The organism is Cyanobium sp. Maggiore-St4-Cus, assembly GCF_024345615.1.
Lineage (GTDB): Bacteria > Cyanobacteriota > Cyanobacteriia > PCC-6307 > Cyanobiaceae > Cyanobium_A > Cyanobium_A usitatum.
On sequence record NZ_JAGQBL010000010.1, the window covers coordinates 1 to 13,236 of the forward strand.

Sequence of the window (13,236 nt, forward strand, 5' to 3'; positions counted from 1 at the left end):
GGCAGGGGATCATCAGCACACCGAACCAGCCCACATAGAGGCGGTTGTTGGTGGAGGTGACCCAGTCGCAAAACTGGTTCCACGCAGAAGCGCCTTGGCGCTGCTGAATAGTGGTTGTCATGAGAACGAGAAGAGGGTGTTCCAGAGGAACGGGTATGGAAGGTGGCAAGCCACCAGACGGAATCCCGTCGAGCGCAAGAACATTGCGTAACAGGACTGTAACGGAAGATTGCGGGATTAGTGAGAAGGCTGGCCGGGAGGCGCCAAAGCCCTGCTGATGGATCCTATAAGCGCTGCTTATGTTGGGGTGCGGCGGATCACCTGGAGCCCCAGCGTCACCCTCGTACCCATCCGCTTCTGTTTCAACAACTGCGGTTATTGCAGCTTTCGGCGCCCCCCAGATGGCCTAGATCCCTTAGCTGATGGGCTCAGTGATGGCCAAGCGCAAGCGGCATTGAGGCGGCGCCCTTGGGCTGCGGAGGTGCTGTTGCTAAGCGGCGAGGTGCCGCCCGGCTCCCCCCAGCGCCGCGCCTGGTTCAGTCGTCTGCTGGCTCTTAGTCGTCTGGCCTGGATAGAGGGCCGGCTGCCGCACACAAACGCGGGCCCCCTCTCGATAGCTGAAATGGCCGCCCTGGGCCGACTTAATGGCTCCATGGGGCTGATGCTGGAAGGGCTCGGCCCGGCCTACGACGCCTTGCATCGCCAGTCTCCGAGCAAGAGCTTGGCGGTGCGACTCGGCCAGTTGGAGCAGGCTGGTCGTTTAGGGATCCCCTTCACCACGGGGCTGTTGCTGGGCGTGGGGGAGTCCGAGGCCGACAGGCTCGCGGCCCTGGAGTTGCTGGCCCAGCTGCAGCGCCGCTGGGGTCACTTGCAGGAGGTGATCCTCCAGCCCTTCCGCCCCGATGCCACTTCTGCTCTGTTGCTCAATGCCACTGAGCAGGCCGACCTGCTTGGCACCATTGCCGCAGCCCGGACAATCCTGCCGCCGCAAGTGCACCTGCAGTTGCCACCAAATCTTTGGCCCTTGCAAGAGCTACCTGCTGCCCTGGCGGCGGGTATCGATGATCTTGGCGGCATCGATAGCAGTGACGTGATCAACCGCGCCTATCCCCAGCCCACGCCAAGTCAGTTGGCAGAAGTGCTTGCCCAGGCTGGCTATGAGCTGACTCCTCGGCTGTGTGTGCATCAAGCCTGGCGCCGCTGTTTGCCGCTGGCTATGCGGCGCCAGGCTCTCCGCGCCGAATCAAGGTTGTTAGCGTCCAAATCTTCCGGACTCAGAAGTCCATGGCCGTGAGCGCCGCGAGCGACCAACGGGTGCTGCTGGTGCGGCTTCCCTGCAATCCAATTTTTCCAATCGGCCCGATCTACCTGGCTGATCACCTGCATAAGCAGTTCCCGCACCTGCCTCAGCAGATTCTTGATCTGGCGGCAGTGCCCCTCCTTGATGTGGAGCAAGTGCTGCTGCGGGCAGTTGAGGCGTTTAGGCCCACCCTGCTGGTGTTCTCCTGGCGCGACATCCAGATTTATGCGCCCGTGGATGGGCGTGGCGGCAATCCCCTGCAGAACTCTTTTGAGGTGTTTTATGCACGCAATCCGCTGCGGCGCCTGCGCGGTGCCTTGGGTGGCCTGGGGTTGATGGCTTCCTTCTACGGTGAGCTATGGCGCAATTTGCGGCTGGTGCGCCGCGGCCTGCGCCGGGCCCGCCGCTTCGAGCCCAAGGCAACCGCTGTGCTGGGAGGGGGTGCGGTGAGTGTGTTTTATGAGCAGCTGGGCCGCAAGCTGCCCAAGGGCACCGTGGTGTCGGTGGGAGAAGGGGAGCCCCTGCTGGAGAAGCTGATCCGCGGTGAATCCTTGGCTGCGGAGCGCTGCTTTTTGGCGGGTGAGGCACCCCGGCCCGGGCTGATCCACGAACAGCCGGCGGGCATGGATAAAAGCGCCTGCAACTACGCCTACATCGCCGAGATTTGGCCCCAGCTCGACTGGTATCTCGACGGCGGTGACTTCTACGTGGGCGTCCAGACCAAGCGCGGCTGCCCCCACAACTGCTGCTACTGCGTTTACACCGTGGTGGAGGGCAAGGCGGTGCGCGTCAATCCTGTGGAGGAGGTGATCGCTGAGATGGGCCAGCTCTATGCCAAGGGCGTGAGAGGTTTTTGGTTCACCGATGCCCAGTTCATCCCGGCCCGGCGCTACATCGACGACGCCAAGCAGTTGTTGCGGGCGATTCAGGCCCAGGGTTGGAGCGATATCCGCTGGGCCGCCTATATACGCGCCGACAACCTCGACGCCGAGCTGGCTGAGCTGATGGTGGCCACCGGCATGGATTACTTCGAAATCGGTATCACCTCGGGCTCCCAGGAGCTCGTGCGCAAGATGCGCATGGGCTACAACCTGCGCACGGTGCTCGAGAACTGCCGCCTGCTGGCTCGGGCCGGCTTCCGCGAGCACGTGTCGGTGAATTATTCGTTCAACGTGATCGACGAGCGGCCAGAGACGATCCGCCAGACCGTGGCCTATCACCGCGAGCTGGAGCGCATCTTCGGGGCCGACAAGGTGGAGCCGGCGATCTTTTTCATCGGCCTGCAGCCCCACACCCACCTGGAGCAATACGGCTTTGATCAGGGCCTGATCAAGCCTGGCTACAACCCGATGAGCATGCTGCCTTGGACTGCTCGCCAGCTGCTCTGGAACCCTGAGCCGATGGGCAGCACCTTCGGCCGCATCTGCCTCGAGGCCTTCGAGCGCAACCCCGGTGATTTCGGCCGCACCGTGATGGACCTGCTTGAGCGTGATTACGGCCTCGCCCCACTGGAAGAGGCCCTACATGCCCCAGTGGAGGGGCGCAAAGCCCTGGCTACGGCGACCCGCTAGACCCGTCTTTGCTCCACCAGCGGCGGCGAATCCAGAGCAGGGCGCCTAGGCCTATCCAGCCAATCAGTCCGCCGATCGGGTTGATGTCGGCGCCACCGGGACCCACCAGCCAGCCAGGCGCTGCTGGGGAAATCTGCAGCAGGCCCTTCTGCACTAGAAACCAACCCCCCACCAGGCCGCCATGCAGGCCTATTGCTCCCCATAGGGAGCCTGAGTCGGCTCGCCGCTGCAGAGCCAGCACTAGACCCAACAGAATTAGGCCCCCCAGCAGCCCCAAGGCCTCGAGCCCAGGGGCCCGATACCAGGGGTGCAGCAGGGCAAAGATCAGCGCCTGCACCACCAGCGCCCGGCGTGCCCCCAGCTGGAGCTCCAGTTCGCCCCATAGCCAGCCGCGAAATAGCAGCTCTTCGGCAAATCCCACCCCCGCCAGCAGCAGCAGGCCGTTGAGCAGCAGGGCTCCATTGAGCTCCCCAAGCCATTGGGCTTGGCCTGCGATCACTAAGCCCGAGGCAACTAGGGCGAGTAATAGCAGTGCCTTCAGCAGCCCCCGCACGCCGCTGCGTAGGGCAAGGGCACCTGGCACAGCCAATCCCAGGCGCAGCCAGGGATTGGGCTCCTGCCAAACCCGCCTCAGCCTCAAAGGCAGGCTGGTAAGCAACAAAATCAGGGCCACTACCAGACCCGCCAGATCCACCTGGTCGGAGCGCCAGTTGGGGGCTAGGAGGGCAAGAGGCCGGGCCACCAGCCAACCCATTAGGTAGAGCAAGGGCACGTACAACAAGGTGCCCCACCAGTGCGGTCGCCCTGCCGCGTTAGCTGCCGCAGCAGGCGGCTCCATCAGCTTTCGGGCTCGAGGCTGCTGCTCAGGCCCTTGCCCTTAAGGGTTTCGCAATAAAACTCAGCGGGCTCTAGATCGCAGACGATCACCAGTCCTACGCCGGTGTTGTGGGCCTCCAGCATTACGGCAATCGCGTCCTGCTCGCTGAGCGAGGGCACCACTTGGCGCAGGGTGGTCACCACGTATTCCATCGAGTTGACGGGATCGTTGTGCAGCAGCACCTTGTAGCGGGGCGATGGCTTGCGCACCCGCTCCGGGGCCTTCTCCATCACGGCTGCCCCGCCGCTCTCGCGGCTGGGACTCTGGGTGGCGATTGGCATAGGAGTCATGGCAACAGACATGACGTTTCGCCCTATTAAAGGGCCCGGATGCGCCCCATGGCTTCCTGCACGTTCTCCCGGCTGTTGAAGGCCGAAAGGCGGAAGTAGCCCTCTCCCGCGGCGCCGAAGCCGCTGCCGGGGGTGCCCACTACGTGGGCTTTGCCGAGCAGGTGGTCGAAGAAGCCCCAGGAATCCATGTTTTCGGGGGTTTTCAGCCACACGTAGGGGGCCTGCTCGCCCCCATACACCTGGATACCGGCGGCCGTGAGCTCGCGGCGGATGATCGCCGCGTTTTGCATGTAAAAGGCAACCAGAGCCTGCACTTGGGCCTGCCCCTCGACCGAATACACCGCCTCGGCGCCGCGCTGCACGATGTAGCTGACGCCGTTGAATTTGGTGCACTGCCGCCTGTTCCACAGGGCCCAAAGCTCCACCCGTTCGCCATTGGCGGCAGTGCCCATCAGGCCGCGGGGCACCACGGTGAGAGCGCAGCGGGTGCCGGTGAAGCCGGCGTTCTTGGAAAAGGAGCGAAACTCAATGGCGCACTCGCGGCCGCCTTCGATCTCGTAGATCGAGTGGGGTAGTTCGGGGTCCTGGATGAAGGCCTCGTAGGCGGCGTCAAAAAGGATCAGGGCATCGTTGGCGCGGGCGTAATCGACCCAGGCCTGCAGCTGCGCCTTGGTGGCCACAGCGCCAGTGGGGTTATTGGGAAAGCACAGGTAAATCAGATCCACCTTTTCAGTGGGGATCTCGGCGGTGAAGCCGTTGGCTGCGGTGATCGGCAGGTAGGTGAGGCCGCCGTAGCGCCCAACAGCGTCTGCGTCGCCGGTGCGCCCTGCCATCACATTGCTGTCCACATAAACCGGGTAAACCGGGTCTGTCACGGCGATGCGGTTGCCCTCGCCGAGGATGTCGAGGATGTTGCTGCTGTCGCATTTCGAGCCGTCGGAGACGAAGATCTCCTCGGCGCTCACCTGGCAGCCGCGGGCCTGGAAATCGCTGGCGGCGATTTTTTCCCGCAGCCATAGGTAGCCCTGCTCAGGGCCGTAGCCATGGAAGCCCTCACGGGTGCCCATCTCGTCGATGGCGCCCTTCATGGCGGTGCGGCAGGCCTCAGGGAGCGGCTCGGTTACATCGCCGATGCCTAGGCGGATGATCGGCGCCTCGGGATTGGCCTCACTGAAGGCCTTCACCCGCCGTCCGATCTCAGGGAAGAGGTAGCCCGCCTTGAGCTTGAGATAATTGCCGTTGACCTGAGCCATGGTGCGCGGGGTGGGCCGCCGCCGGGCCCGGTGAGTGATGGGGCGATTGTCCTATGCGGCAGATTTGGCTTACGCTGGTAAGCAGGCCTGTGGATGCTCGGATGGATGCTCTGCTCACCCTTTCCTCCAAGGGCCAGCTGGTGATTCCAGCCCGGCTGCGCCAGTTGCTCGGGCTACGCGCCGGCGATCGCCTGGCCCTGAACCTTGAGCCCGATGGCCTGCATCTGGCCCCCCAGGGGGCGGCCAATGCGGCCAGTGCTCATGCACTGATTGGTGCGGCTCACTATGAGGGTGAGCCTGTGCCGCTTGAGCGCATGGACCCGGCGCTCTATGTCTCCAAGGGAACGCCATGACCTTGCCGGTGGCCCTTGACACCAACCTGCTGGTGCGCCTACTCACCAATGACGACCCTGAGCAGGCCCGCCGCGTGGCCGATCTGATCGACGACAGCTCAGCCTGTTTCGTGCCGATCACCGTGGTGCTGGAGCTGGAATGGGTCCTGCGCGGCGCTTATCAATTGCCCCGGGAGGCGATCATTCGGGCCTTCCGAGGCTTGAACGCGATCCGCCAACTGCATCTGGAGCAGGAGGAGCAGGTGTTGCAGGCCCTCGAGGCCTATGCCAAGGGCCTGGATTTCGCCGATGCCCTGCATCTGCTGCGCAGTGAGGGCTGCGCGGCTCTGGTCAGCTTCGATAGAGCTTTGGTGCGCAAGGCTGGCGAGCTGGCGCTCACGCCGGCGGTGCAGCAGCTCTGAGCCCGGTGCTGCATACGATCAACTCAGCTTCCAGCCGCCGTGCCCGTGACCGTTGCCACCTCGGCTGATGCGCCGGTCGACTTCGACGCTCTGGTTGATCTGGGCATCAGCAAGCCCGCCCGCTACCTGGGCAATGAGCTGGGGGTGAAGCCGCGCGACTGGGAGGCCGATTGGAAGGAAGTAGGGGTGCGTTGGGCGCTCACCTACCCCGAGGTCTACGAGGTGGGGGCAAGCAACAGCGGCCACATCATTCTCTATTCAATCCTCAACGCCGTTCCCGGCCAGCTGTGCGACCGCAGCTACCTGCCTGCTCCTGATCTGGCGGCACGCCTGCGCGAGCGCGGTGCCCCCCTCTTTGCAGTGGAGAGCCGGCGCCCCCTAGCCGCCTTCGACATCCTGGGCTTCTCGCTCAGCTACGAGCTGGGCGGCACCAACATCCTCGAGATGCTGGAGCTGGCCGGCATCCCGATTCGGGCTGCTGAGCGGGGCGACCTGCCCCTGGCTCACCCGGATGCGCCACCGCTGATCTTTGCCGGCGGCCCCACCGCCACCAGCAACCCGGAGCCCTTTGCTGCCTTTTTCGACTTCGTGGCCCTCGGAGATGGCGAGGAGCTGCTGCCTGAGATCGGCCTGGTGGTGGCTGAGGCTCGCGCAGCCGGCCATACGCGCCGGCAGCTGCTGCGCGATCTGGCTCAGGTGCCTGGCGTATACGTGCCCTCGTTATATGGCCCCGGCGTCGATGGGGTGAGTATCGAGCCGCTCGAACCAGGCGTTCCTGCTCGGGTTCAGCGGCGAACGGCAACGCCGATGCCCCACTACGCCATGGGGTTGGTGCCCCATATCGAAACCGTGCACGACAGGCTCACGGTGGAAATTCGCCGCGGCTGCACCCGCGGTTGCCGCTTCTGTCAGCCGGGGATGCTGACTCGCCCTGCCCGCGATGTGGAGCCAGAAGCGGTCATCGAAGCCGTTGAGGAGGGCATGGGCCGCACCGGCTACAGCGATTTCTCGCTGCTTTCGCTGAGCTGCTCGGATTATCTGGCTCTGCCTGCGGTGGGGGTGGAGCTGCGCAATCGCCTGGCTGACAAAAACGTCAGCCTCACCCTGCCTAGCCAGCGAGTGGATCGTTTTGATCAAAACATCGCCCACATCCTGGGCGGTACCCGCAAGGCAGGCCTCACCTTTGCGCCGGAGGCTGGCAGCCAGCGTCTGCGCGACATCGTCAATAAGGGGCTCACCGACGCAGAGCTGCTGGCCGGCGTTCGTACGGCGATGGAGAACGGCTATCGCAAGTTGAAGCTCTATTTCATGATCGGTCTGCCGGGTGAAACTGACGCCGACGTGCTCGGCATCGCCGATACCTGCCAGGCCCTGCAAGGGCAGTGCTCCGATCTCGGCCGGCTGGAGCTCAACCTCACGATCAGTAATTTCACGCCCAAGCCCCACACGCCATTCCAGTGGCACAGCGTCAGCACCGATGAATTTCGGCGGCGTCAGGAGCTGTTGCGCCGGGCCCTGCGCCAGTTGCGGGGCCTCAAAACTAATTTCAGTGATGTGCGCCTTTCCGCGGTGGAAGACTTTGTTGGCCGCGGCGACCGTCGCCTCTCTGCGGTGATTGAGGCGGCCTGGCGGGCCGGGGCGGGATTGGATGCCTGGTTTGAGTCGGCCGAGCGCAGCTACGCCGCCTGGACCGGTGCGATCGAGGCAGCGGGTCTGGGCGGCCGCTACCGCCAGCTGGAGCTAGGCGCCTGGAGCGCGGTTGAGGCGATGGATACTGCGGATTTGGAGGCCTTCTGCCGCCAGAGCCTGCCCTGGGACCACATCGATTCCGGCCTAGATAAGCGCTGGCTGGCCGAGGATCTGCAGCGCGCCCTGGCCGCCACGGTGGTGCCCGATTGCTCCTTTGAGGGCTGCAGCAGCTGTGGCGTGTGCGGCCCGGAGCTTGGCCACAACGTGGTGATTCCGCCGCCTGCCATTCCGGCGGCTCTTCCCCAGCGGGCCCCTGCCAGCGACCGGGTCGACCGGCTCCGCATTGGCTTTGCCAAAACTGGCTCCCTGGCTTTGATTAGCCATCTAGACACCTTGCGGATGCTGGAGCGGGCCTTGCGCCGCTCCGGCTTGCCGGTGAGTTTCACCGGTGGCTTCCATCCTCTGCCTCGCCTGCAGCTAGCCCTGCCGCTGCCATTAGGGGTAGAGGGCAGCGGCGAGTGGCTGGATTTGGAGTTCACCGAACAGGTGGATCCAGGCCTGGTGCGCTCTCGGTTGCAGCCTGAGCTTCCACCTGGCTTTCAGCTGCTCTCGGCTATTCGGGTTGAGGTGTTTGGCGTCAGCCTTTCCCAAGAGCTGGCCTCAGCCCATTGGCAGTTTGTTTTGCAGCCCCAAGCCGGGGCGCCGCCTACCTCGGAGCAGTGGCAGCAGGCCCGCGCCAGCCTGCTCGCCGCCGAGACGCTGATGTGGAACGACACAGATAAAAAGGGTCGCCCCCGCAGCCGAGATTGCCGGCCGTTTCTGCTCGATTTGCAATGGGCGGAGCCGCAGTCGGATGGTTCCTTGCTGTGCACCCTTTGGGCTGCGATCGATGCTGCTGGCCGCAGTCTTCGCCCTGAGCAGGTGCAGCACTGGCTCGCTGAACGGCTCGGTCAATCCCTCTCCCTGAGTGACTTGCGGCGGAAGGACTTGGTGCTTAAGCCGTGCTAATTTTCTAACAAGGTGAATAGCCCGCTGAACTCGGTTAACTGATCGAGTCTCAGGGGTTGCCGGTAGCCAGGTTCGCTGGTTTAACCGCCCCAGGACACCTCTGTCCCAGTCTTCGCCCCACCGCTTTCAGGAAGCTCGATTCTTGAAAGCTGTTTCGCGGCACTCGATGCGCGAAAGATTCAGAACAGCATTTTTTGCAGTATTGCCGCCAGAGCGACCGGATTTACCGGCGTTCCGATCATTTTTTGGGCTTCTAATAGTCCATGTTTTTTGGCTTGTTGATGTTTTTCTGGCCTGGCCCCGTAGGGCTTGAACCAGGTTTCAGCCTTCAAGTCCGCCCATATCCATCGTCTTATCCCTGGCCGGGCCCGTCGGGCCCATCCCATTCCCCATGCCCCAGCAGATCGTCATAGCCGAGCAACTGCGAATCGCCGCAGTTCTCAACGACGAACGTGTTGATGAATTGGTTGTGGCCCAAGGCCGCTATCAGATCGGAGACGTCTATTTAGGCACCGTTGAAAATGTGTTGCCTGGCATCGACGCCGCTTTTGTAAATATCGGCGAAAGCGAAAAGAACGGCTTTATTCACGTCACTGATCTGGGCCCCTTGCGGCTGCGCAAGGGAGCTGCCGGCATTACCGAGCTACTGGAGCCGCGCCAGAAAGTGTTGGTGCAGGTGATGAAGGAGCCCACCGGTACCAAGGGCCCCCGCCTCACCGGCAACCTCGCCTTGCCAGGGCGGTTTTTGGTGCTGCAGCCCCACGGCCAGGGAGTGAACATCTCCCGTCGCATCAACGGTGAGAACGAGCGCAACCGGCTGCGGGCCCTCGGTGTGCTGATCAAGCCACCAGGTGCCGGCCTGCTAATCCGCACCGAGGCAGAAGCTGTTAGCGAAGAGCTGCTAATCGACGACCTTGAAGCCCTGCTGCGCCAGTGGGAGGGCATCCAAACTGCCGCCGAAACCGCCAGCCCACCGGTGCTGCTCAATCGCGACGAAGACTTTGTGCATCGCGTGCTGCGCGATCTCTACAGCCCAGATCTAGTGCGGGTGGTGGTTGATACCCCGGAAGCGGTTGCCCGGGCCAATGCCTTTCTGGGCTCTGATCACACCACTGTGCTGGTGGAAGCCCACACCGAATCGGCGGAGATCCTTGAGCACTTCAAGGTCAATGCCGCCATTCGCGATGCCTTGAAGCCGCGAGTTGATCTGCCTTCCGGCGGCTACGTGATTATCGAGCCCACCGAGGCTCTCACGGTCATTGATGTCAACTCCGGCTCCTTCACCCGCTCGGCCAACTCTCGCGAGACGGTGCTCTGGACCAACTGCGAAGCGGCGGTGGAGATCGGCCGCCAGCTGAAGCTGCGCAACATCGGTGGCGTCGTGATCATCGACTTCATTGATATGGAGTCCCGTCGTGATCAGCTGCAGCTGCTCGAACATTTCACCCAGGCGGTTCGCGACGATGCCGCCCGTCCCCAGATAGCCCAGCTCACCGAGCTCGGCCTAGTGGAGCTAACCCGCAAGCGCCAGGGGCAGAACATCTACGAACTGTTTGGACGAGCCTGTCCCAGCTGTGGGGGCTTGGGTCATGTGGCCGTGCTGCCAGGCAAAGACACGCTTCAGCCCCTGGCAACCCTCACCGGCCTGGTGCGCTCCGCCGCATCGGCTCGCGCTGAGGTGCTCAGCCCCGGCATCCCCGAGGCCGCTACCGGTCGCCGCCGCCGAGGTGGGCGAGGCGGGCGTAATGGCAGTGAGTTCCTCGATGCGCCGGGCACGCAGGCCGCTGATGGTGTCGAGATCGTCCCGATCGAGGCACCTGTCTCAGGCAGTGGCGCCAGCATGGAGCCGGCCCCCCGCCGCTTTGATCAGGAGCTGGTGGCCGTGCCGATGGATGCGGACCAGGAATTGGTGTTTGGTTGGATGGGCCTCAATCCAGCCCTGCTGCTCGAGCAGCCCCCCAGCAACGACAACGTCGTGGTCAGGGTGGTTCGCCCCGGCATGGAGGCGGAAGAAGTGCTGGAGCAAGCCAGGCAGCAGCTGGCAGTTGCTGGTTCCCGTCGTCGCCGCGGACGAGGTGGTCGCGGCGGTAATGGGGCCGCCGCTGACGGTCAGTACGGCGCTGGAGAGATGCCGGCCTCAGGCGTAGAGGCTCTGGTTATGCCGGCCCCGGTGGAAATTACGCCCCTGCCAGAGCTCAGCGAGCCCGAGACAGTGGTCACGGTGTCGGTGCCGACCACTGCCAGCATCGCTCCTCCTGAAGTCGAGATTCCAGCTCGCCGCGGTCGCACCCGCAGTTCTGCCGCCAAAACCCCTGGAGCGAAAACCCAAGCCTCCCAGACCACAACCTCCCAAGCCGTCACCCCCCAAGCTGACACCCCCCAATCTCAAACCGCGTTGGCAGTTGCTGAGCCGGAGCTTGATGAGTCAGGCGAACCACGTCGCCGCCGCCGGCGCTCCTCGGCCTCAAGCTGAGTGGGCCCGCCGGAGCCGGATCCCTGGCAGGGCCGGGATCCGGGCGAGTGCGCCGGCGTTGATGAGGTCGGTCGTGGCTGTCTGTTCGGCCCTGTTTTTGCCGCTGCGGTAGTGCTGCCGGCCGCATCATTAGCACCCTTGGCGGGTCTGGGGCTCACCGACAGCAAAAAGCTCACCGCCCGGCGACGAGCGGCCCTGGTGCCCGTTATCCAGCGCCTGTCGGCTTCCTGGGCCCTCGGCCAGGCCTCGGCGGCAGAAATCGATCGCGGGGGCATCCGGCTAGCAACAGAGCTGGCCATGGTCCGCGCCCTGCAAAAACTGTCGTGTCCGTTTGAGCTGCTGCTGGTGGATGGGGTGCTGCCCCTGCGGGGCTGGTACGGCGACCAGCGCACAATGGTGCGAGGCGATAGCCACTGCCTGGCGATTGCGGCCGCCAGCGTGCTGGCCAAGCAGGCCCGGGACGCCTTGATCACCGCCCTGGCGGAGCGCTATCCGGGCTATGGGCTGGAGCGTCATGCTGGTTACGGCACGGCCTTGCATCGCGCCGCCCTCCAAAACCTCGGCACAACGCCGCTGCATCGTCATAGTTTTTTGGGGCGGCTGGAGCTCAGTGCTCCTGGCACCAGAGGCGATAGTCGCTGAGTAGCTGCTGCCCCACCCGGCCCTTGATGCCCAGCAGGATGCCTGCCAGCAGAGAGCGGCCGGTGGCCTCCAGCACCTTGGCGGGAATCAGTTTGAGCAGCGAGGGCTGGCTCACCGTCACGGCCAAGCTGGCTTCCCCTTCCAGCCCGTTGGCACCCGCTGCCAACCAGGATCCCAGGGTGAGCTGGAAATCATCCACTAGCCCCAAACCCTCCAGTTCACACTCGGTGGCTTCCAGCACCAGCCGGTCTTGGGCCAGATGGATGCGCAGATCCACCACTGGCTGAATCTGCAGTTGAAATACCTGCAGATGGGTCACCGCGTAGCGATAGCGACCTGGGCCGAGGGGCTCGAGCTGGTCGGGATCCAGCAGGGCTTTGACCACCCGATCCTGATCGCTCAAGTAGGCGGCCAGCCGTTCGGGCTGGTGGCTTACGTCAAGTTGCAGTTGCTGACTGGCGCTGAAGGCCAGGGGCATGGCCTGCGGGCCGGCGCGGCATGATCCTATCGGTCACCACTCGATGGCCTCTCCTCGGTTTCGGAAACGATGCGTTTTGCCTTCCTCGGGCCGGCCGGCACCTACGGCGAGCAGGCAACCCGGCAACTGGCCGAGTTGGAAGGCGTCGCCAACCCTGAATTGGTGCCTCAGCTAGGTATCCGGGCCGTTGTTCAGGCCCTAGCCCATGGCACCTGTGATGCGGCAGTGGTGCCCGTTGAGAATTCAGTGGAGGGGGGGGTGACGGCCTGCCTGGACGCGCTCTGGGAGCATCCGGATCTCAGCGTCGCGCGGGCCCTGGTGCTGCCGATCCGCCATGCCCTGCTTGGCAGCGGCCCGATTACGGGCGTGAGTGAGGTGTTGTCCCATCCCCAGGCCCTGGCCCAGTGCAGCCAGTGGCTGTCGGAACACCTGCCCCAGGCCCTGCAGTTGCCCACCAGCTCCACGGCGGAGGCGGCCCGCATGGTGGCGGGCAGCCGCTTCCGCGCGGCGATCGCCTCCCAGCAGGCCGGCACGGAGCATGGCCTGCTGGAGCTGGCCTACCCGATCAATGATGTGGTGGGCAACTGCACCCGCTTCCTGTTGCTGCGGCGGGGACCCCGCTCCTCGCAGGGCCCGATGGCAAGCCTCGCCTTCTCCCTGCACTCCAACCAGCCAGGGGCCCTGCTCGAAGCCCTGGGCTGCTTTGCCCAGCGCGGGCTCAACATGGGCCGAATCGAGTCGCGCCCTTCAAAGCGGGAGATGGGTGAGTACATTTTTTTCGTTGATCTGGAGCTTCCCGATGGATCGACCCCTCTGGAGGCAGCCCTTGCTGAGCTAACGCCCCTTTGCGAGCACCTAGCCCTATTTGGGGCCTACCCAGTCACCAACCTCGCTTAGGAGT

At 64.2% G+C, this 13,236-nt stretch carries 13 protein-coding genes and 1 pseudogene; 8 read left to right on the top strand and 6 right to left on the bottom strand.

Going from position 1 to position 13,236, the window contains the following annotated elements; translation table 11 throughout:
* A pseudogene (locus KBY99_RS10120) lies at positions 1-121 on the bottom strand (photosystem II q(b) protein); the annotation flags it as partial.
* A 156-nt stretch (positions 122-277) separates the two neighbouring features.
* Between KBY99_RS10120 and cofG the strand changes: the two are divergent.
* Both cofG and KBY99_RS10130 read left to right on the top strand, forming a co-directional pair.
* Positions 278-1,294, top strand: coding sequence for a 7,8-didemethyl-8-hydroxy-5-deazariboflavin synthase subunit CofG (gene cofG / locus KBY99_RS10125; protein WP_254998931.1), 1,017 nt, complete (start codon positions 278-280; stop codon positions 1,292-1,294).
* Positions 1,291-2,871, top strand: coding sequence for a photosystem II high light acclimation radical SAM protein (locus KBY99_RS10130; protein WP_409996559.1), 1,581 nt, complete (start codon positions 1,291-1,293; stop codon positions 2,869-2,871). Before cofG ends, KBY99_RS10130 begins: the two co-directional genes overlap by 4 nt.
* Here KBY99_RS10130 and KBY99_RS10135 read toward each other — a convergent pair.
* Genes KBY99_RS10135 through KBY99_RS10145 form a run of 3 tightly spaced genes read right to left on the bottom strand, consistent with a single transcriptional unit; the run spans position 2,855 to position 5,291 of the window.
* Positions 2,855-3,709 carry a CPBP family intramembrane glutamic endopeptidase gene (locus tag KBY99_RS10135; RefSeq protein ID WP_254998933.1) on the bottom strand — a complete coding sequence of 285 codons (855 nt, stop codon included), beginning with the start codon at positions 3,707-3,709 and terminating at the stop codon, positions 2,855-2,857. The two genes, KBY99_RS10130 and KBY99_RS10135, sit on opposite strands and share 17 nt — an antisense overlap.
* Entirely contained in the window at positions 3,709-4,038 is a 330-nt protein-coding gene (clpS, locus tag KBY99_RS10140; protein ID WP_396093912.1) for an ATP-dependent Clp protease adapter ClpS, read from the bottom strand. The genes KBY99_RS10135 and clpS overlap by 1 nt, the downstream gene beginning before the upstream one ends.
* A 26-nt stretch (positions 4,039-4,064) precedes the next feature.
* The gene (locus tag KBY99_RS10145) at positions 4,065-5,291 is read right to left on the bottom strand and encodes an LL-diaminopimelate aminotransferase (RefSeq protein ID WP_254998934.1); all 1,227 of its coding nucleotides are present in this window, start codon (positions 5,289-5,291) and stop codon (positions 4,065-4,067) included.
* A gap of 101 nt (positions 5,292-5,392) precedes the next feature.
* Here KBY99_RS10145 and KBY99_RS10150 point away from each other — a divergent pair, with 101 nt between their 5' ends.
* From KBY99_RS10150 to KBY99_RS10160, 3 genes are read left to right on the top strand one after another with little or no spacing between them, the layout of a single operon-like run.
* Positions 5,393-5,644: an AbrB/MazE/SpoVT family DNA-binding domain-containing protein gene (locus tag KBY99_RS10150; protein WP_161956154.1), complete on the top strand. Its 252-nt coding sequence runs from the start codon at positions 5,393-5,395 to the stop codon at positions 5,642-5,644.
* Positions 5,641-6,045 carry a type II toxin-antitoxin system VapC family toxin gene (locus KBY99_RS10155; RefSeq protein ID WP_254931882.1) on the top strand — a complete coding sequence of 135 codons (405 nt, stop codon included), beginning with the start codon at positions 5,641-5,643 and terminating at the stop codon, positions 6,043-6,045. The genes KBY99_RS10150 and KBY99_RS10155 overlap by 4 nt, the downstream gene beginning before the upstream one ends.
* A gap of 45 nt (positions 6,046-6,090) precedes the next feature.
* On the top strand, positions 6,091-8,742 hold the full coding sequence (locus KBY99_RS10160) for a TIGR03960 family B12-binding radical SAM protein (protein WP_254998935.1): 2,652 nt from the start codon (positions 6,091-6,093) through the stop codon (positions 8,740-8,742).
* A 179-nt stretch (positions 8,743-8,921) separates the two neighbouring features.
* Here KBY99_RS10160 and KBY99_RS10165 read toward each other — a convergent pair whose 3' ends face one another.
* Positions 8,922-9,074, bottom strand: a complete 153-nt coding sequence (locus KBY99_RS10165) for a hypothetical protein (RefSeq protein ID WP_254998937.1) — start codon at positions 9,072-9,074, stop codon at positions 8,922-8,924.
* A 59-nt stretch (positions 9,075-9,133) separates the two neighbouring features.
* Here KBY99_RS10165 and KBY99_RS10170 point away from each other — a divergent pair, with 59 nt between their 5' ends.
* Together KBY99_RS10170 and KBY99_RS10175 are read left to right on the top strand one after the other, a co-directional pair.
* On the top strand, positions 9,134-11,215 hold the full coding sequence (locus KBY99_RS10170; protein WP_254998938.1) for an Rne/Rng family ribonuclease: 2,082 nt from the start codon (positions 9,134-9,136) through the stop codon (positions 11,213-11,215).
* The gene (locus KBY99_RS10175) at positions 11,216-11,857 is read left to right on the top strand and encodes a ribonuclease HII (RefSeq protein ID WP_254998939.1); all 642 of its coding nucleotides are present in this window, start codon (positions 11,216-11,218) and stop codon (positions 11,855-11,857) included. It begins immediately after the preceding gene.
* Here KBY99_RS10175 and KBY99_RS10180 read toward each other — a convergent pair.
* Positions 11,823-12,335 carry a DUF1997 domain-containing protein gene (locus tag KBY99_RS10180; protein WP_254941759.1) on the bottom strand — a complete coding sequence of 171 codons (513 nt, stop codon included), beginning with the start codon at positions 12,333-12,335 and terminating at the stop codon, positions 11,823-11,825. The two genes, KBY99_RS10175 and KBY99_RS10180, sit on opposite strands and share 35 nt — an antisense overlap.
* A 69-nt stretch (positions 12,336-12,404) precedes the next feature.
* Here KBY99_RS10180 and pheA point away from each other — a divergent pair, with 69 nt between their 5' ends.
* A complete protein-coding gene (pheA, locus tag KBY99_RS10185; RefSeq protein ID WP_254941760.1) occupies positions 12,405-13,232 on the top strand; it encodes a prephenate dehydratase in 828 nt (275 codons plus the stop codon).
* The last annotated feature ends 4 nt before the right edge of the window (positions 13,233-13,236 follow it).

What these genes read in the sequence shown, in the direction of transcription:
- cofG (WP_254998931.1), top strand. Translation starts at nt 278, where the DNA reads ATGGATCCTATAAGCGCTGCTTATGTTGGGGTGCGGCGGATCACCTGG.
- clpS (WP_396093912.1), bottom strand. Translation starts at nt 4,038, where the DNA reads ATGACTCCTATGCCAATCGCCACCCAGAGTCCCAGCCGCGAGAGCGGC.
- KBY99_RS10180 (WP_254941759.1), bottom strand. Translation starts at nt 12,335, where the DNA reads ATGCCCCTGGCCTTCAGCGCCAGTCAGCAACTGCAACTTGACGTAAGC.
- KBY99_RS10145 (WP_254998934.1), bottom strand. Translation starts at nt 5,291, where the DNA reads ATGGCTCAGGTCAACGGCAATTATCTCAAGCTCAAGGCGGGCTACCTC.
- pheA (WP_254941760.1), top strand. Translation starts at nt 12,405, where the DNA reads ATGCGTTTTGCCTTCCTCGGGCCGGCCGGCACCTACGGCGAGCAGGCA.
- KBY99_RS10155 (WP_254931882.1), top strand. Translation starts at nt 5,641, where the DNA reads ATGACCTTGCCGGTGGCCCTTGACACCAACCTGCTGGTGCGCCTACTC.
- KBY99_RS10135 (WP_254998933.1), bottom strand. Translation starts at nt 3,709, where the DNA reads ATGGAGCCGCCTGCTGCGGCAGCTAACGCGGCAGGGCGACCGCACTGG.
- KBY99_RS10150 (WP_161956154.1), top strand. Translation starts at nt 5,393, where the DNA reads ATGGATGCTCTGCTCACCCTTTCCTCCAAGGGCCAGCTGGTGATTCCA.
- KBY99_RS10170 (WP_254998938.1), top strand. Translation starts at nt 9,134, where the DNA reads ATGCCCCAGCAGATCGTCATAGCCGAGCAACTGCGAATCGCCGCAGTT.